General features: G+C 64.5%; 15 protein-coding genes and 1 pseudogene. 4 read left to right on the forward strand and 12 right to left on the reverse strand.

From position 1 onward, the window contains the following. Positions 1 to 21: 21 nt before the first annotated feature. Genes MSTE_RS21905 through MSTE_RS21920 form a run of 4 tightly spaced genes read right to left on the reverse strand, consistent with a single transcriptional unit; the run spans position 22 to position 2,998 of the window. Positions 22 to 711, reverse strand: coding sequence for a TrmH family RNA methyltransferase (locus tag MSTE_RS21905; protein WP_096504378.1), 690 nt, complete (start codon positions 709 to 711; stop codon positions 22 to 24). Continuing rightward, complete coding sequence (locus MSTE_RS21910) at positions 704 to 1,618, reverse strand: hypothetical protein (RefSeq protein WP_096504380.1); 915 nt, start codon at positions 1,616 to 1,618, stop codon at positions 704 to 706. Before MSTE_RS21910 ends, MSTE_RS21905 begins: the two co-directional genes overlap by 8 nt. Beyond that, a complete protein-coding gene (gene pyrE / locus MSTE_RS21915; protein WP_096504382.1) occupies positions 1,615 to 2,187 on the reverse strand; it encodes an orotate phosphoribosyltransferase in 573 nt (190 codons plus the stop codon). The genes MSTE_RS21910 and pyrE overlap by 4 nt, the downstream gene beginning before the upstream one ends. Beyond that, positions 2,174 to 2,998 carry an SDR family NAD(P)-dependent oxidoreductase gene (locus tag MSTE_RS21920; protein ID WP_096504384.1) on the reverse strand — a complete coding sequence of 275 codons (825 nt, stop codon included), beginning with the start codon at positions 2,996 to 2,998 and terminating at the stop codon, positions 2,174 to 2,176. The genes pyrE and MSTE_RS21920 overlap by 14 nt, the downstream gene beginning before the upstream one ends. A 123-nt stretch (positions 2,999 to 3,121) precedes the next feature. Here MSTE_RS21920 and MSTE_RS21925 point away from each other — a divergent pair, with 123 nt between their 5' ends. Further along, the gene (locus tag MSTE_RS21925) at positions 3,122 to 3,589 is read left to right on the forward strand and encodes an MmpS family transport accessory protein (protein ID WP_096504386.1); all 468 of its coding nucleotides are present in this window, start codon (positions 3,122 to 3,124) and stop codon (positions 3,587 to 3,589) included. Beyond that, complete coding sequence (locus MSTE_RS21930; RefSeq protein WP_096504388.1) at positions 3,589 to 6,387, forward strand: MMPL/RND family transporter; 2,799 nt, start codon at positions 3,589 to 3,591, stop codon at positions 6,385 to 6,387. The genes MSTE_RS21925 and MSTE_RS21930 overlap by 1 nt, the downstream gene beginning before the upstream one ends. Here MSTE_RS21930 and MSTE_RS21935 read toward each other — a convergent pair. The 6 genes and pseudogenes from MSTE_RS21935 to MSTE_RS21960 form a co-directional block, all read right to left on the reverse strand. After that, on the reverse strand, positions 6,384 to 7,118 hold the full coding sequence (locus MSTE_RS21935; protein WP_096504390.1) for a hypothetical protein: 735 nt from the start codon (positions 7,116 to 7,118) through the stop codon (positions 6,384 to 6,386). The genes MSTE_RS21930 and MSTE_RS21935 overlap by 4 nt on opposite strands. A 158-nt stretch (positions 7,119 to 7,276) precedes the next feature. Beyond that, positions 7,277 to 9,823, reverse strand: a complete 2,547-nt coding sequence (clpB, locus tag MSTE_RS21940) for an ATP-dependent chaperone ClpB (protein ID WP_096504392.1) — start codon at positions 9,821 to 9,823, stop codon at positions 7,277 to 7,279. A 141-nt stretch (positions 9,824 to 9,964) separates the two neighbouring features. Next, complete coding sequence (locus MSTE_RS21945; protein ID WP_096504394.1) at positions 9,965 to 10,882, reverse strand: SRPBCC family protein; 918 nt, start codon at positions 10,880 to 10,882, stop codon at positions 9,965 to 9,967. 39 nt (positions 10,883 to 10,921) lie between these two features. Next, positions 10,922 to 11,458 (reverse strand): SRPBCC family protein, encoded by a 537-nt coding sequence (locus MSTE_RS21950; protein ID WP_096504396.1) that lies wholly within the window; start codon positions 11,456 to 11,458, stop codon positions 10,922 to 10,924. Positions 11,459 to 11,517: 59 nt separating this feature from the next. Further along, positions 11,518 to 11,937 (reverse strand): annotated as a pseudogene (locus MSTE_RS21955) (SRPBCC family protein); the annotation flags it as partial. 75 nt (positions 11,938 to 12,012) lie between these two features. Beyond that, positions 12,013 to 12,636, reverse strand: a complete 624-nt coding sequence (locus tag MSTE_RS21960; RefSeq protein WP_096504400.1) for a TetR/AcrR family transcriptional regulator — start codon at positions 12,634 to 12,636, stop codon at positions 12,013 to 12,015. 96 nt (positions 12,637 to 12,732) lie between these two features. Between MSTE_RS21960 and MSTE_RS21965 the strand changes: the two genes are divergently transcribed. Next, positions 12,733 to 13,767, forward strand: coding sequence for an ABC transporter permease (locus MSTE_RS21965; RefSeq protein ID WP_193442043.1), 1,035 nt, complete (start codon positions 12,733 to 12,735; stop codon positions 13,765 to 13,767). A 314-nt stretch (positions 13,768 to 14,081) separates the two neighbouring features. Beyond that, the gene (locus tag MSTE_RS21970; protein WP_096504402.1) at positions 14,082 to 15,236 is read left to right on the forward strand and encodes an FAD-binding oxidoreductase; all 1,155 of its coding nucleotides are present in this window, start codon (positions 14,082 to 14,084) and stop codon (positions 15,234 to 15,236) included. On the opposite strand, the gene MSTE_RS21975 is transcribed toward MSTE_RS21970, so the two are convergent. Both MSTE_RS21975 and dnaJ read right to left on the reverse strand, forming a co-directional pair. After that, complete coding sequence (locus MSTE_RS21975; RefSeq protein ID WP_046254992.1) at positions 15,233 to 15,625, reverse strand: heat shock protein transcriptional repressor HspR; 393 nt, start codon at positions 15,623 to 15,625, stop codon at positions 15,233 to 15,235. The genes MSTE_RS21970 and MSTE_RS21975 overlap by 4 nt on opposite strands. After that, the gene (dnaJ, locus tag MSTE_RS21980) at positions 15,622 to 16,806 is read right to left on the reverse strand and encodes a molecular chaperone DnaJ (RefSeq protein WP_057968946.1); all 1,185 of its coding nucleotides are present in this window, start codon (positions 16,804 to 16,806) and stop codon (positions 15,622 to 15,624) included. The genes MSTE_RS21975 and dnaJ overlap by 4 nt, the downstream gene beginning before the upstream one ends. Between the last annotated feature and the right edge of the window lie 8 nt (positions 16,807 to 16,814).

Here is a 16,814-nt window from a genome sequence, read left to right on the forward strand (position 1 = left end):
CTAGGGGTGGCCCGCCCCGGGCTACCACGCCTTGGTCGGGTCGGCGTGCTGGCGGATCCACGCGTGCATGGCCACCCCCGCGGCGACCCCGGCGTTGATGCTGCGGGTAGATCCGAATTGTGCGATCGAAACCGTCATCACCGCACCGACTTTCGATACATCGGTGACACCCGGACCCTCCTGTCCGAACACCATCAAGCAGTCCGCGGGCAACACCGCGGTCTCCAGGGGCACCGATCCCGGGACGTTGTCGACGGCCACCACCGTCAGGCCGGTCAGCTTCGCGTACTCCAGAAGCTGCTCGGTGCTGTCATGGTGCATCAGATGCTGGTAGCGATCGGTGACCATGGCGCCGCGCCGGTTCCAGCGGCGTCGGCCGACAATGTGCACGGTGTGCACCGCGAACGCGTTGGCCGTGCGCACCACGGTGCCGATGTTGGCATCGTTTTCGAAATTTTCGATGGCGATGTGCAGTCGGTGGCGCCGCGTGTCGATATCGGCGACGATTGCTTCCCGACGCCAATAACGGTAGGCGTCAACCACATTGCGGGCATCACCGTCGCGTAAGAGCTCCGGGTCGTAGCGCGGGTCTGTCGGCAGCGGAAGGCCCCGTTCGGCCGCCCACGGTCCCACGCCGTTGCCGGTGGCGCCCCACAGAGACGGCTCCGTGGGTCGGTCCGGCTCATCCCCAGTCTTGGGGGCCTCACTCACGAGTCGTCCACACCGCGGCGTGCGTGCCGACCACCGAAAGGGTCCCGGCGAGCACCGCGGCATTGATCTCACCCTGCAGGCATAACGACGGCTGCATCTGCACGGCATCCAGAGATGCGTCCGGGAGCACCAGCACCGAGGCCCCGTAGAGGGCGCAGCTGCGCGCCAGCCCCTCCCCGGGCAGGGTCGGCGCCACCGTCACCATGAGCGGTCCGCCACGCGCCGCCGACTCGTCCCGGTAGCGCGCCGCGACCCCCGAGATGTTCAAACCCAGCAGCGAGAATCCGTTGCCGTTGAAAGCATTCGGATCCCCCAAGTCCACCTGGCTGATCTGCTGCCCGCTGGCCCGCCAGGCCTCCATGCTCTTGGTGACGATCACCAGGCCGGAGTCGTTCTGCGGTGTGGGCAGCAGCCCCATGGGGTAGGCCACCGGGTACGCCACGGTGGATCCGGCGATGCGGTCCTTGGGCGAATACGCGTACACCCCCCGTACCGCGCTCTGGTTCTGCATCGGGCCCAGGCACACCGTGCCGGTGAGGCCGGTCGCGGCGCCCACCGAGGGGGTCGCGGTCAGCGGATGCACGGAAAGGTCGGCGACGTCACGACAACTGCCCAGGGCCGGCACTTCCAATGGATGCGCCAAGGACCCGTACAGCCCGAAACGCAGATCACCGGCAGCCACGGGCTTCTCCTCCGGCTTCGCAGCCGCCCCCGTGATATCGACGAGCACATACCCATTCTGGAACCGCAGGTTGGCGACGCTGAGATTCCAGCCCAGCAGACTCTGCGTCTCACCGACCTTGGCAGTCGGTGCGCCGTAAACCAGTTCCTTCTCAGGCTCTTTCGAGCAGCCCGTCAAGACCAGGACCCCCGCGACCAGCGCGACGAGGGCCCGACGAAAGGTCACGATCCGGCCAGGCCGAGATCCGCCAGTCCCAGCACATACCGATACGGAACACCTTCGGCGCGAATCGCCTCGGCGGCGCCGGTATCACGGTCGACGACGGTGGCCACCCCGATCACCTCGCCCCCGGCCTCACGGACCGCCTGCACGGCCGTGAGCGCGGACCCACCGGTGGTGCTGGTGTCTTCGACCACCAGCACGCGCTGCCCGGCCACCTCAAAACCCTCGATAAGCCGTTGCATGCCATGAGCTTTCACTGACTTGCGCACCACGAACGCGTCGATGGGCCGCCCCGGGGCGTGCATGACCGCCGTCGCGACGGGGTCGGCGCCGAGGGTCAGTCCACCCACACCGGCGTAGTCCCAGTCGCTGGTCAGCTCGCGCACCAGCCGGCCGATCAGGGCGCCCGCCCGGTGATGCAAGGTGGCCCGGCGCAGATCGACGTAATAGTCGGCTTCCTTCCCCGACGACAACGTCACCTTGCCGTGCACCACCGCGATATCGCGGACCAGGGCCGCCAACTCGTCGCGCTCGGCCGCGTTGAGATCCGGTCCTAAATCAAGTTCTGCCACGACCCCGTCCTACCACGCTGTTGAATTTCCGCACCAAACCTCTTGGTATTACTCGTGTTACCGATGTGATCGCCTTGTATTGCACCCCGGGAACGCTGAGCACCTTACCGGCCGCGATGTCGTGCAGGCACGCGTTGACGACATCGTCGACCTGCAGCCACATGAACTCCGGGATGGTGCCCATTTCGATTCCGGCCCGCTCGTGAAACTCGGTATGGATGAATCCCGGGCACAGCACATGCATACCAACGCCGGTGCCCAACAATCCATTTGCCAAACCCTCGGTGAAGGAGACCACCCAGGCCTTGGACGCCGAGTACGTCGAGCCGCGCCCGGACACCAGGCCTGCCACGCTCGCCACGTTGATGACGGTGCCCGCACCGGCCTCGACCATCGACGGCAAGGCCGCGCGGGTGAGCTCCATGACCGCGGTGACATTGACGTCGAGCTGCGCGTGCAATAGCTCGGGCGCCGCCGTCCAGAACTCACCGGCGGTGGCGAAACCAGCATTGTTGACCAACACCGACACCCCCGCGGCGATGCGCTCGGCGACCTTCGCGCGATCGGCGGCATCGGCCAAGTCGGCGGGCAGCGCCTCCGCGTGGACGCCATACCGGCAGGTGAGCTCGTCGGCGAGGGCGCTCAGGCGCTGTTCGTCACGGGCGACCAGCACCACGTCATATCCGAGCGAGGCGTACTTACGGGCGAAACCGCCCCCCAAACCCGAGGTGGGGCCGGTGACCAGCGCCACGGGGCGTACGGAATTGGGGACGGCTGCGGATGAACCGCTTGCGTGAAGACCATCAGCCATGGTTCGTCAGCGTACCGGCTTGCCGCACGCCCCTCACCGACCATATAACCGGTACTAAATGTTACTAGTACAAATTATCCGGAAACTGCCGCTTGCGCGAGCAAGCGTTGCTAGCATCGCGAAATGTTTGACCGGCTGGTGGTGCGGCTCATCGAGCGTCAGCGCTGGATTTACCCGGTACTCGCAGTGTTGTGGGTCGCCGCGGGCACCTACATCACCACCGCACCGAAGGTTGCACTGCCGACACCCGAGGTCACCCCGACCAGGCAGGCGGTGAGCGCCATGTCGCTCAGCCAACCCAAGACGGTGACGTACGAGGTATCCAGCGAAGGTCGCCCCGTCACGGTCTCCTACCTCGACGAAAAGGGCCAATCCAAGCTCTTCAACGGCCCCGCACCGTGGCGCACCAGCCTGACCACCAGCGACTTGGCGTTCGCGGCGGGCGTCACGGCGATATCGACCAACACCGTCACCTGCCGCATCACCGTCGACGGCAAGGTCGCCGACGAGAAGACCGACACCGGCCGCACGCCCTCGGTGAGCTGCAACCTCGTCGCATTCCAGAAACTCGACCCACAAGGTGGTCACTGATGCACGACAGTCCCCTATTCGGACGCTTCGCCGGCATCATCAGCAGGCACGCTGTCGTGGTCATCGGGCTCCTGATGATGGTGGCCGGCGGCCTGATGGCGTCGGCGCCGAACCTCGAGGAGCTGGCCCTCACCCACGGCAGTCCCATGATGCCGACCACCACACAATCAGCGGCGGCGCTCAAACACATGGCCAAGGCCTTCGGGGAGTCCGAATCGAACAACACCGCCGCGGTGGTCGTCGTCAAGGATCAACCGTTCACCGAACAGGACCGTCAGTTCCGCGCCGAACTGATGAAGAAGCTGCGGGCCGATACCGCGCACGTGGAACCGGGCATGGACATGTGGTCCGATCCGCAGTTCGCCACCGCATCGGAGAGCCCCGACAAGAAGGTGGCCCTGGCGCAACTGCAGCTGGCCGGGGAGATCGGCGGCCCCAAGGCCATGGAATCGGCCAAAGCCGTGCAGCACATCATCGACGACATCGAGAAGCCGCCGGGCACCACGATCTATGCCACCGGAACAAGTCAGGCCGCCGCCGACCAGATCAACACGATGATGCGGGATGTCGTGATCATCGGAGGACTCTCGCTGGTGCTGGTGGGTGGTCTGCTGCTGTTGGTCTACCGCTCACTCGTGGTCGCGTTCCTGCCGCTGATCACCGTGGGTGTTGCCGTCGGTATCGCGACCCCGATCGCCAGCTTCCTCACCTTGGCGGGGCTGATCCCCACATCCATGATGACCAACGCGTTGATGGGTGCGCTGGCGCTGGGCGCCGGCACCGACTACTCCATCTTCTTCATCGGGCGATATCAGGAAGGTCGACGTGCCGGCCTCAGCGTCGACGATGCGTTCCGCGCCAGTTACCGGGGTGTGGCACCGGTGGTGATCGCGTCCGGGCTGACCGTCGCAGGTGCGTTGTCCTGCATGTCATTCGCGCAACTGGACATGATGAAATCGATGGGCATACCGGGGGCCATCACCATGATCTTCACCGTGCTGTCCGCGGTGACCGTGACACCCGGCGCACTGCTCATCGGGGCACGCCGATTCGGCTGGTTCGAGCCCCGATCGACCATCCGATCGACTCGACTGTGGCGACGGGTCGGTATCCGCGTGGCGCGTTGGCCCAGACCGATATTCGTCACGACCTTCGCCGCCTTGATCCTGCTCATGATGGTGATCCCCACCGCCTCCTTCAACTACGACGAACTGCAGTTCATCCCCAAGGACATGCCCAGTGCGGCCGGTATGCACGCGATTCAGGAACACTTTCCCGCAGGGCAGATGAACCCCGACATGATTTTGATCAGGGCCCCCGAAGACCTGCGTACGTCGGCCAACATCGGGCTCCTGGAGAAGGCCGCACAACAGATCACCAAGCTGGACAGCGTGGCATCGGTGCAGTGGATCACCCGGCCCACCGGCATGCCGATGGATCAAACCTCACTCATGTACAGCGTGGGGATGGCCGGAACGATGATGTCGCAGAACAAGATTGTCATGGAACAACGGCAGCAGCGGATGCACGCGATGACCGACGACATGAACTCGATGATGTCCACGCTCCAGGGCCTGCAAGGCACTTTGCGGACCGCGCAGCAGGGCGCCAAGCAATTCAGTGCCGCCGCCCAACCCATCCAGTCCAGCCTGAATCAGCTTAAGTCGCAGCTAAATTCGGCAATGGGCCCCGTCCGCGAGGCGGTACGTGCGCAACCCAACTGCGCCGCCGACCCGATGTGCGTGGGTGCGCAATCAACCTTGTCGAACTTCGAGAACATGTCCAGTGTCACCGACCAGATGCGCAGCCTCGTCAGCACATCGGGGTCCATGACCGGAGGGTTGACCCAGGCCGCGCGGACGATGCCACGCATGCTCGAGTCCATGTCCTCGATGCAGGATCTGATGACCGAGACCAATGAGCAGATGACACAGATGATGTCGCAGATCGACACCATGACCTCACTCATGCAAGACCTTGGCCGAAGCAGCGCCGGCACCGGGGACTACTTCTACTTCCCCGCGCAGATGCTCTCGGACCCGCGATTCAAGCCGTACCTGAAGATGATGTTCTCCGAAGACGGCACCACCACCCGCATGATCGTCATCGGCAGCGGCAGCAGCTATGGCGATGAAGGCATCCAGCGCGTCCGGGATCTGGCGCATGAGATGAAGTACGCCCTCAAGGGCACTCGCCTGGAGGGCAGCGTGATCGAGATCGCCGGTCCGGCAGCGCTGATCGGCGATATGCGCGTGATGCTCGACCGCGACGAGAAACTGATCATGATCGGCTGCCTGACGGTGATCTTCACGGTGGTACTGCTGCTGCTGCGCGGTTTGGTGGCCTCGCTGATCGTCATCGGCTCGGTATTGGTGTCCTTTGCCTCGACCCTCGGGCTGGCCCTGGTGATCTGGCAGCACGTGCTCGGTATTCAGCTGCACTGGTCGGTGCCGGTGGCGGTCTTCGCGATTCTGATATCGGTGGGGGCCGACTACAACCTGCTGGTCGCGTCGCGCTTCAAGGAAGAGATGAGCGCCGGTATCCGCACGGGCGTCATCCGTGCCATCGCCGGCACGGGCGGGGTGGTGACCACGGCGGGTCTGGTGTTCGCGATGACGCAATTCGCCATGATGGGGTCGAGTCTGATCAACATCGCGCAGATGGGTTCGACGATCGGGTTGGGCTTGATCATCGACACATTCGTGGTGCGCACCTTCACGGTGCCGACACTGGCGGTGATTCTCGACAAGAAGTTCTGGTGGCCGCTGCCGATGAACCAGCTCTGGCGGCGTTCCTAGTGGCCGAGCGGCTGGCCGCCCTGACCCACGGGAGCGGGCTGCCGGTCTACGGTGGGGGCCGAACTGCTGCCGACGGGCCGGCTGGGGCGCTCGGCGGCCTGGATGGGTGAGGGTGCCGATTCCCCGGAGGGGGGCAGCACTCGCAGCAGGTCGTTGAACTGACGGACGGCCTTGAGGCCCTCGTCCCACTGCTCACGGTTGCTGTTGATGGGTAGCGCGGCCAGCGTCCAGTGTTGTTCATTCCACAACACCTCCGCCGTCTCGGTCGCGGTGTGAGCGAAGGTGACCATGCGCCGGTCACAGGCCCGACGGGCGGCGTCCAGGTTGGTGGAGTACACCATCCGCGGGCCGATGGCGCCGAGCAGCCAGATGTCTGCTTCGCGCGGTTCCTGCATGACCTTGAGTCGCAGGTCCACCATGACGTTGGTGCCCACCTTGCGGTGCAGCGCGATGATGGTCGCGACGTCCTCCAGGTCGAAGACGTAGACGGCCTCGCCGCGGATCTGTCCGAGGACCACATTGGCGGCCGCGGCCGATCCCGCACTCGACATCACGCCGCGGTTCCAGCGCTTGACGATCTCTTTGTCCTGCGACATGTAGTCGAAGCCATGGGATCGCGCCCAGGCCTTTCGGCGATGTCCGCGACTGCGGCGGCGGCCGATATCGACATACAGCAGCACGCCCGCACAGACGAAGCACAATGCGGACAGCGTGAACCAAAGTAGAGCCATCCGCGACAGCCTAACCGGTGCCGGCCAAACCGCTGCGCACAGCGCTCGGATCGTGACCCAGAGTTACCGCTCCGTGATGGGCCCAGACAGCGGCGAGTGTCGACTTATCGCGGGAAAGTCCGAGTGGACACCGCGATAAGCCGACACTCGACAGCTACTTATCCCAAGGTGAGCGAGTCGCCGTCGGCGCTGACGTTCACCGGAACGACGTCACCGTCGTGCACCTCACCGGCCAACAGCTGTTTGGCCAGCTTGTCACCGATGGCCTGTTGCACCAGACGACGCAACGGACGCGCCCCGTAGATCGGGTCGAATCCACGCTGGGCCAGCCAATTCTTGGCGGGCTCGGATACCTCCAGCGTCAACCGCCGTTGGGCCAGCCGCTTCTGCAGCTGTGCCAGCTGGATGTCGACGATCCGCACCAGCTCCTCGGGGTTGAGCGGCTCGAAGATGAGCACGTCGTCGAGCCGGTTGATGAACTCCGGCTTGAACTTGGCGCGCACCGCGGCCATCACCTGCTCCTCGGAGCCACCGGCGCCCAGGTTGGAGGTGAGGATCAAGATGGTGTTCCGGAAGTCCACCGTCCGGCCCTGACCGTCGGTGAGACGTCCCTCGTCGAGCACCTGCAGCAGCACGTCGAACACGTCCGGGTGCGCCTTCTCGACCTCGTCGAACAACACCACCGTGTACGGGCGCCGCCGCACCGCCTCGGTCAGCTGACCACCGGCGTCATAGCCGACGTATCCGGGCGGGGCACCGACAAGCCTTGCCACGGAGTGCTTTTCGCCGTATTCGGACATGTCGATGCGCACCATGGCGTGCTCGTCGTCGAACAGGAAGTCCGCGAGCGCCTTGGCCAACTCGGTCTTGCCGACGCCGGTGGGCCCCAGGAACAGGAACGAACCGGTGGGCCGGTTGGGGTCGGCGACACCGGCCCGGGCACGGCGCACCGCGTCGGAAACGGCCTCCACGGCCTTCGCCTGGCCCACGACCCGCGCGCCCAGCACGTCTTCCATGCGCAGCAGCTTGGCGGTCTCACCTTCCATGAGCCGGCCGGCCGGAATACCGGTCCAGGCCGACACGACGTCGGCGACGTCGTCGGGGCCGACCTCTTCCTTGAGCATGACGCTTTCGCGTGCTTGGGCTCCGGGAAGCGCGGCCTCCAGTTGCTTCTCCAGGTCGGGGATGCGCCCGTAGCGCAGCTCCGCGACCTTGCCGAGGTCGCCGTCTCGCTCGGCGCGATCGGATTCACCCTTGAGGGTTTCCAATTGCTCCTTGAGTTCCCGGACCACGTCGATGGCGTTCTTCTCGTTCTGCCACCGCGCGGTCAACTCGGCGAGGCGTTCCTTCTTGTCGGCCAGCTCCTCACGTAGCTTCACCAGACGCTGCTTGGAAGCCTCGTCGTCTTCCTTGGACAGCGCCATCTCTTCAATCTCGAGACGACGCACGACGCGCTCGACCTCGTCGATTTCCACAGGGCGCGAATCGATTTCCATGCGCAGACGCGATGCGGCCTCGTCGACCAGGTCGATGGCCTTATCCGGCAGGAACCGCGAGGTGATGTATCGGTCGGACAGGGTGGCGGCGGCCACCAGCGCAGAGTCGGTGATCCGCACGCCGTGGTGAACCTCGTAGCGCTCCTTGATGCCACGCAGAATGCCGACGGTGTCCTCCACCGAGGGCTCGCCCACCAGCACCTGCTGGAACCGGCGCTCCAGGGCGGCGTCCTTCTCGATGTACTTGCGGTACTCGTCGAGGGTGGTGGCGCCGACCAGCCGCAGCTCGCCGCGGGCCAGCATGGGCTTGATCATGTTGCCGGCGTCCATCGCCGACTCACCCGTGGCACCCGCACCCACGATGGTGTGCAGCTCGTCGATGAACGTGATCAGCTGTCCCGCCGAGTTCTTGATCTCGTCCAGGACGGCCTTGAGACGTTCCTCGAACTCACCGCGGTACTTGGCGCCCGCGACCATGGATCCCAGATCCAAGGAGACAACGGTCTTGCCGCGCAGGCTTTCGGGCACGTCGCCGGCGATGATGCGCTGCGCCAGCCCCTCCACGATGGCGGTCTTGCCGACACCGGGCTCACCGATCAACACCGGATTGTTCTTGGTCCGGCGGCTGAGCACCTGTACGACGCGGCGAATCTCGGTGTCGCGACCGATCACTGGGTCGAGCTTTCCCTCCCGGGCACGGGCGGTCAGGTCGGTGGAGTACTTCTCCAACGCCTGGAATGTGGACTCGGGCTCGGGGCTGGTCACCCGGCCGCTGCCGCGCACCTGAACAAAGGCATCGCGAAGCGCGTTCGGGGTGGCACCGTTGTTGGCCAGCAACTTGGCGATATCGGAATCACCGGTGGCCAAGCCGACGAGCAGATGCTCGGTGGATACGTAGTCGTCGTTGAGCTCGGTGGCGAGCTGCTGCGCGGTGGTGATCGCGGCGATGGAATCGCGCGAGAGCTGCGGGTTGGCGCTGGCGTTGCTGACCTGAGGAAGCCGATCGGCGATAGCCTGCGCCTCATTGCGCACGGTCGCGGGGTCCACGCCCACGGCCTGCAGCAGCGGCGCGGCGATGCCGTCGGGCTGACTCAGCAGCGCCACCAGCAGGTGGACGGGGCGGATTTCAGGGTTACCTGCCGTGGTCGCTGCCTGGAGGGCAGCAGTCAGCGCGGCCTGGGTTTTCGTGGTCGGATTGAACGAGTCCACAACACCTCCATGGGTTGAGAGAAATGCTTGTCAGTAATTCCAACGCAGACAACCTTGAGTCTGTTCCGCTCAACTTTGAGAATTTTCGCGGTGCCGTGTCTAGCTCATCACACCCAGGGGTGCTCCGAACCGAATAGGGGATCACACGCGGTCGCCGCGCCCCCCAAGCAGCTCGCCGACGCGGGATAACACCGGAAGCGCTCCACCGCGCAGAACCGACCGCAGCTGGCGATTGAGCGGCGACTGAGGATCGAACCCGCTCAGCGTGAACCACAGCTGGGTACCGCCGTCCCTGGGAATCAGTCGCCAGGTCATGCGCAAAGTGGTGATTCCGCCCAGGATCGGAATCTCGAAGGTGCTGTCGATGAGCTCAGGCTCGCGCACCTCCAGGAACTCCATCTCGACCCTTCCGGCGAATCCGACGAGCGGAATCGCATAGGTGGTGATGAACAGCCGGCTGCCGGCTTCCACCGACACCAAATCGTGGTCGTTCACCAGGTCGCCCACGAATTCCTTGGACGTGACGACCTGCCATACCGTGCGCAGCGGATAGCGATAGAACTCGCCCAGACTGAAGGCCGTCGCATCATCGGGCGGAGGATCCGAGCCGGACTCGGGGAAGGCCAAGAGCTCTTCGATACGCGACATGACCAACGCCCACAGATCCTGTACGAGAGAGCGAAGCCTCCCGTGGGCGGGGTTGGCGAGGTCAAATCCGGTGTGCACAAACAGTAATCGCGTTCCTCCGGGCTCGGGATGGAGTGTCCACGTGACCCGCAGGTCCCAGGAGTTCTCCGGCGTGGTGAATCGATAGACCATGCGTTCACCGGGTACGACGTCGGTGAACTCACACATCCCGCAGCCACCGAAGTTCACCTCGGGCATCGGAAAGGTGTTGAATGAGAAGGACCTGCCCGCTTCCACCGCATCCCTGTCGACCTCGGTGGTCCAGTCGGAGATGGAAGCGGCCGAGGTGATGGCAAGCCAGACCTGCTCGGCTGGATATGGGAAGAACTGCCCCACCGTCACCGATGTCAGGTCGTCCCGCGAAGCGGTCATACCCCTGAGATACCGCAAATGCGTGATGTGTGCGGACGATCAGGCGGATACATCGGTGACCAGACGATGCGGAGGCCGATTCTCGGCGCACGGTGCGGTGTCGATACATCGCCCGAGCCGACCCATCGTCCCGGGCCAACCAAGCTCGGAGATCTTCCGGTAGATACGCGACGCGGAATCGCTGAGATCGAACCCTTCATGCCGGAACGTGACCATGGTGCCGCCCGGAACCTCGTGCAGTGTCCACGTCACCGTCGACACCCTCTGCTTGGACGATTTCATATCCCACCAGCGGATCGACAGCACCCTGTTCGGGGTAGCCGCGAGGACCTCGCAGGACAGCGCGCCCGAGAAGTCGGCCATGGGCAGGGGGAACGCTTTGAAACGAAACCGGGTTCCGACCTGGGGTCGAAATCCGATCGGGTCCATCAGCCATTCCTCCATGGCGTCGGGGCACGCCATCACGCTCCACACCCGCGCGGGCGGATGCGGATAGAAATGGTCGAGAAGAATGGTGGCGATGTCGTTCGCGTCGTCGAGCACGGCACTCTCCAGATTGATGGGGTTATCTTTCATACCCCACCAATCTGGGTTACCGCCGTGTTCGCATCTGTTAGCCAGGCAAACTCACGTGACTAGAGCTCGACGACGCCCCCGTCGACAGGGGCGGTCGCTGCACAATCGATCAGGCGCCCGAGCTTGGCCATCGCCGTCAGCCAGAACCGATCGGAAAGGGCAGCCATCCTGCGCACAGCAGGGTCATCACTACTGAATGCCGGTCGGCTCACGGTGACCACGGTGCCGCCGGGAACCTCGCACAACGCCCACGCGGTTCGCCAGACCACCGGGTCTGGAGATTTCGTATCCCACCAGGCAATCACCAGCATTTCGTTGCGCATAGCCACCAAGACCTCGCAGGCGATGTCCCCGGAATAGTTGGCAATCGGCATCGGAAGATCAGTGAGCCGGTACCGCGTACCTTCCACCACACGGAACCCAACCTGTTCGACGAACCAATCCCCCATGGCATCGGGGTCGACCAAGACGTTCCATACGCGCCCGGGAGCGTGCGCATAGAAGAAATCGGCGACGGCATCCGCGAACCTGGGCGACCGCCGTAATTAGATCGGTTAGCTAAGCAAACCTAATTCGGATGCATCGGCGGTGAGATACCGATCGACGGTGGGAGCCAATATGGCGACCATCTGCTCCCTGGTCAACGCCACCAATGGATCGATCTTGAGTGCGTATCGCAGGAGCGCGGTCCCGACCATCGAGGTGGCCGCCAGCGCGAATCGCGTCCTCACCTCCGGACCCCCACCCAGCTCCTCGCTGATCGCCGCCAACACGTAGTTCTGCATGAAATCCCGAAACGCGCGATGCGCATCGTCGTTGGTGGTGGCGGACTGCAGGATCGCGAGCATCGTGTCGACCGTGCCCGCCTGTTCCCACATGGACAGGTACGCGTTGACGAAGCGCTGGCCGACCGTGCCCTCACCATCGCGAATGGCGAGCACCAACTCGTTGGGATCGATCACCAGCTGGATCGACTGACGAAACAGCTCATCCTTTGATCCGAAGAGGTACACGACCATCGACGGATCGATACCCGCATCGCGGGCGACGCCCCTGATGGTCGTCTTCTCGTAACCGCGCTCGGCGAATGAGCGCTTCGCAACGTCGAGCACATGCTCCCGCGAGACCGCTTCCCCGCGACGCCGACCCCGCCGGGCGGTATTCGTGCTGGTTGCCATGCTCTACGGTACCAATTTTCTACAAGTGTTGAAAAAATGCCATGGGCGATCTACTCTCATCCCATTAATTCAACACTCAATGAAATAGAGGGTGGCATGCCGGGTCAACACGAACTCCGACCGGGCGCTCATCACCACGTACCGGACTGGGCGCGGGCCATATCTGTTGCCGCCCTGCTGACCTTCGCGCTCGGTGTCATCTTCATCGCCTTCGCCTGGCCCTCGGCACGCACGGCACCGCGGGATGTGCCGATCGGCGTCACCGGATCGGCAGCGCAGGTGGCCATGCTCACCGAGCGACTGGCGGGTGTGTCACCCGGCGCGTTCGCCGTCACCCATTACCCGAGTCAGACCAAACTCGAGGAGGCGACCAGAAACCGCTCCGTCTACGGCGGATTCGTCCTCATGCCCCCAGCACCGACAGTCGTGGTCGCGACGGGTGGCAGCCCCGCCGTCGCACAGGCGCTTACCGGCATCGGTCAACGCATCGGTACGCAGAGCGGGATGGCGGTGTCCATCAAGGACCTCGCCCCACTGCCCTCTTCGGATCCGCGCGGCATCGGCCTGGCCGCGGCAGCCCTGCCCATGACCTTGGGCGGGCTGCTTCCGGCGGTCGCTCTCACACTGTTGTTTCCCGGCAGAACCTGGCTCAAAGCGGCCACCGCCACCGGGTTCTCGTTCCTGGCGGCACTCACCATCTGCGCAATCCTGAGTTCTTGGCTGGGCGTCATCACCGAAAACTTCTGGGGAGTGACCGCCGGCCTCACGCTGGGGATGATGGCGATGTCGTTGAGCATCACCGGCCTTGGCGCCCTGCTGGGATATCCCGGAATCGGCTTGGGGGCGGCGGTCGCCGTGTTGATCGGGAACCCGCTCTCGGGGTTGACGAGTGCGCCCGAGTTCCTACCCAAAGGCCTTGGCCTGCTTGGGCAATTCCTGCCACCCGGGGCCAACGGCACGCTGCTGCGGTCCATGGCCTACTTCGACGGGGCGGGCTCGGCTGGAGTGATCCTGATCCTGTGCTGCTGGGTGGGCCTCGGAATCGCGATGCTGGCGCTCGACGGAGCTCGGCAGCGCGCGATGGTGCGCGGCACGAACATGGCTGAGCTTCGGAAACCAGAGCTGGTCTGACAGCTGTCGAGCGCGAGCCCGACGCGGTTTTCGAGCCCAATACCCACGTCAGGCTCGCACTCGGCAGGCCCGGAAGGTCCTCCGTGATTCCCCCCACGCCGCAAGCGTGACACTCGGCAAAGGTACTCAATCTATAAACATGCGCCTGTAGTGCAGACAACTAGCCCGGGCAGTGCTTACAGCACACGGGCGCGCGGCCCGCAAATCCTCCGCTCCCCCATCTGACCTCACACAGTCCCAGACGGGCCACAAACTTCCCTCCTAGACTGGCTTCTCGGTGGGCAGGACCAGGAAAGGCGAGGCAACGGAAGCTCGTGGGGCTTGAGGACGTCGAAGCACTGCACGACTTGGTCGGCGGGGTCGAGCTATCGGGAGACAAACTTGTCCGAAGCTTCTACAGCCGCTGGTTTGCCATCGACCCCACCGTCGGCGATCTCTTCCCCGCCGACATGTCGACACCGCGCGAACACTTCCGTCAGGCGTTGCAGTTCGTGCTCTGGGAGATGGCCGCGTACCGCACCGAAGGCCTGGTCAACTTCCTGGCGCAGCTAGGCCGCGATCATCGGAAGTTCGGGGCCACCGACAGCCAGTACGGCACCATGCGTCAGGCCCTGTTGGACGCCACACGCGACGTGCTGCAACCGATCTGGGACAACCGGATGGAGGCCACCGCCACCGAGGTCTACACGGTGATGGTCGAGGTGATGCGCAGTGCCGCCGCCTCGGACAGCGGCCAGCCCTGGTGGGACGGGAAGGTCATCGAATACCACCGCACCTCACGAGATCTCGCGTTGATCCGACTGAAACTCAACGCGCCCATGGATTACCACTGTGGGCAGTACGTACATGTCCAGGTGCCGCAGAGCCCCCGGAATTGGCGCTATCTGAGCTTGGCGATTCCGCCGGACCCCGAGGGCTACATCGAATTCCACGTCAAGGCGGTACCCGGCGGACTTGTCAGCGGCGATATGGTCAATAAGACGAAAGTCGGTGACACCTGGCGAATTTCACCGCCACTGGGCGCACTGTCGGTGAACCGCGACGGTGGAGATGTGCTGATGGTCGCGGGCAGCACCGGTATCGCACCGCTGCGGTGTCTCATCATGGAGCTGTCGCAATGGGCCGAGAATCCGCGGGTTCACCTGTTCTATGGGGCACGCTATCCGCAGGAGCTCTACGACCTGTGGACCCTGTGGCATATCGCCTCGACCAATCCGTGGCTGTCGGTCACACCGGTGTCCGAGTATCCCCGAAACCCGGACTGGGCAGGCGAATACCACGATCCGACTCCACCCCGCGGCCTGCACGTCCGCCAGACGGGATTACTCTCCGAAGTGGTGACGGCCTACGGCGGTTGGGGCGATCGCCAGATTCTGCTCGGCGGCTCCGCACCGATGATCCAGGCCACCAAGGAGGCGCTGGTCTCAAAGGGGGCTGACGCCTCCAGAATTCAGCACGACCCGCTCTAGCGTTGTTGACGCGGCTGCCAGACGACGACCGCGGTGCTCTTGGGGATTATTGCGACCTCACGGCCCGCCGTCGCCGCGCGCAGCTGGGCCACCTCGGCCGTGAGCTCTGCGACCTTGGCCTGCAAAGCCTCCACCTGATTACTCAGTTCGATAACACGTTTGATACCAGCGAGATTGACGCCCTCGTCCTGCGACAGCCGCTGCACCTCGCGCAGCAGGTCCACATCACGCTGTGAGTAGCGCCGACCGCCACCACTGGTGCGTTCGGGGATGACCAGCCCAAGCCGGTCATAGGTTCGCAGGGTCTGCGCGTGCATTCCGGCGAGCTCGGCGGCCACGGAGATCAGAAAGGTGCGGGCACCTCGCTCCGGCTGACGGCGGGGCGTCATCGTGCACCCGCCCAGCCGGCGCGCGGATCAAATCCACTGGCCTTCTCGGCCACCTGATAGCGCTGCAATGCCTCTAGCGCACTGTCTTCCAGCTTCGACGGTACGGCCACCTTGACGGTGACCAGCAGATCGCCGTTACCTCCCGCGCGCTTCGGAATGCCACGTCCACGCACCCGCAGGATGCGCCCGTCGGAGGTACCCGCGGGCACCTTCACCCCGACGCGACCCTCCAGGGTCGGCACGGAAACCGTCGCACCCAAAGCCAACTCGGTGAAACTCACCGGAACGGTGAGAGTCAGGTCATCCCCGTCGCGGCTGAACACCTTGTCGGGCCGCACGTGCACGGTGACGTACAGATCGCCGGAAGGAGCACCGCGCAGACCGGCCTCACCCTGTCCTGCCAGCCGAATACGTTGTCCGTCGTCCACTCCCGGCGGAATCCGCACGGTGATGGTGCGGGTTCGGGTGGTGACCCCTGTGCCCTGGCAGTCGGTGCACGGGTTCTCGATGATCGAGCCCGTGCCACGGCAATCGGCGCACGGTTCGGAGAATCCGAACGCACCCTGGTTGCGGTTGATGACGCCGCTGCCGTTGCAGGAGCCGCAGACCTTCGGGCTGGTGCCCGGGCGAGCACCACTGCCGTGGCAGGTGGTGCACGGTGCGGGACTGGTCAGCCGCAGCGGAACCGATACGCCCTTGCACGCTTCGACGAAGTCCAGCTGAGTCTCGGTCTCCAGATCGTTGCCGCGGCGCGGGCGGCTGGCACGCGGCTGCGCGCGCTGCCCGAACAGGCCACCGAACAGATCGCCGATTCCTCCGCCGCCGGAAGTATCGGCGTTACCGAAGAGGTCGTTCAGGTTGAACTCGGCACTGTTGGCGCCACCACTGAATCCGCCGCCACCACCAAATCCATTGTCGCCGAAGCGCCGTCCGAACCCACCACCGGCGAAAAGCCGACGGGTCTCGTCGTACTCCTTGCGCTTGGCCGGGTCCGACAGCACATCCTTGGCCTCGCTGACGGCCTTGTAACGGTCCTCAGCGGCCTGGTTTCCCGGGTTTCTGTCCGGGTGATTCTCGGCCAGCAGCTTGCGTGCGGCCTTCTTGATCTCATCCTGGCTCGCGGTGGAGGCGAGGCCGAGCTCCTTGTAGAAGTCCTTCTCGACCCATTCACGTTGCGTCACCCGACATC

Source organism: [Mycobacterium] stephanolepidis (assembly GCF_002356335.1).
Lineage (GTDB): Bacteria > Actinomycetota > Actinomycetes > Mycobacteriales > Mycobacteriaceae > Mycobacterium > Mycobacterium stephanolepidis.

Excerpts from the sequence above, each read along its gene's own strand:
- MSTE_RS21975 (WP_046254992.1), bottom strand. The coding sequence starts at position 15,625 with ATGACGCCCCGCCGTCAGCCGGAGCGAGGTGCCCGCACCTTTCTGATC.
- MSTE_RS21920 (WP_096504384.1), bottom strand. The coding sequence starts at position 2,998 with ATGGCTGATGGTCTTCACGCAAGCGGTTCATCCGCAGCCGTCCCCAAT.
- MSTE_RS21945 (WP_096504394.1), bottom strand. The coding sequence starts at position 10,882 with ATGACCGCTTCGCGGGACGACCTGACATCGGTGACGGTGGGGCAGTTC.
- MSTE_RS21950 (WP_096504396.1), bottom strand. The coding sequence starts at position 11,458 with ATGAAAGATAACCCCATCAATCTGGAGAGTGCCGTGCTCGACGACGCG.
- MSTE_RS21965 (WP_193442043.1), top strand. The coding sequence starts at position 12,733 with ATGCCGGGTCAACACGAACTCCGACCGGGCGCTCATCACCACGTACCG.
- MSTE_RS21935 (WP_096504390.1), bottom strand. The coding sequence starts at position 7,118 with ATGGCTCTACTTTGGTTCACGCTGTCCGCATTGTGCTTCGTCTGTGCG.
- MSTE_RS21960 (WP_096504400.1), bottom strand. The coding sequence starts at position 12,636 with ATGGCAACCAGCACGAATACCGCCCGGCGGGGTCGGCGTCGCGGGGAA.
- MSTE_RS21925 (WP_096504386.1), top strand. The coding sequence starts at position 3,122 with ATGTTTGACCGGCTGGTGGTGCGGCTCATCGAGCGTCAGCGCTGGATT.
- MSTE_RS21930 (WP_096504388.1), top strand. The coding sequence starts at position 3,589 with ATGCACGACAGTCCCCTATTCGGACGCTTCGCCGGCATCATCAGCAGG.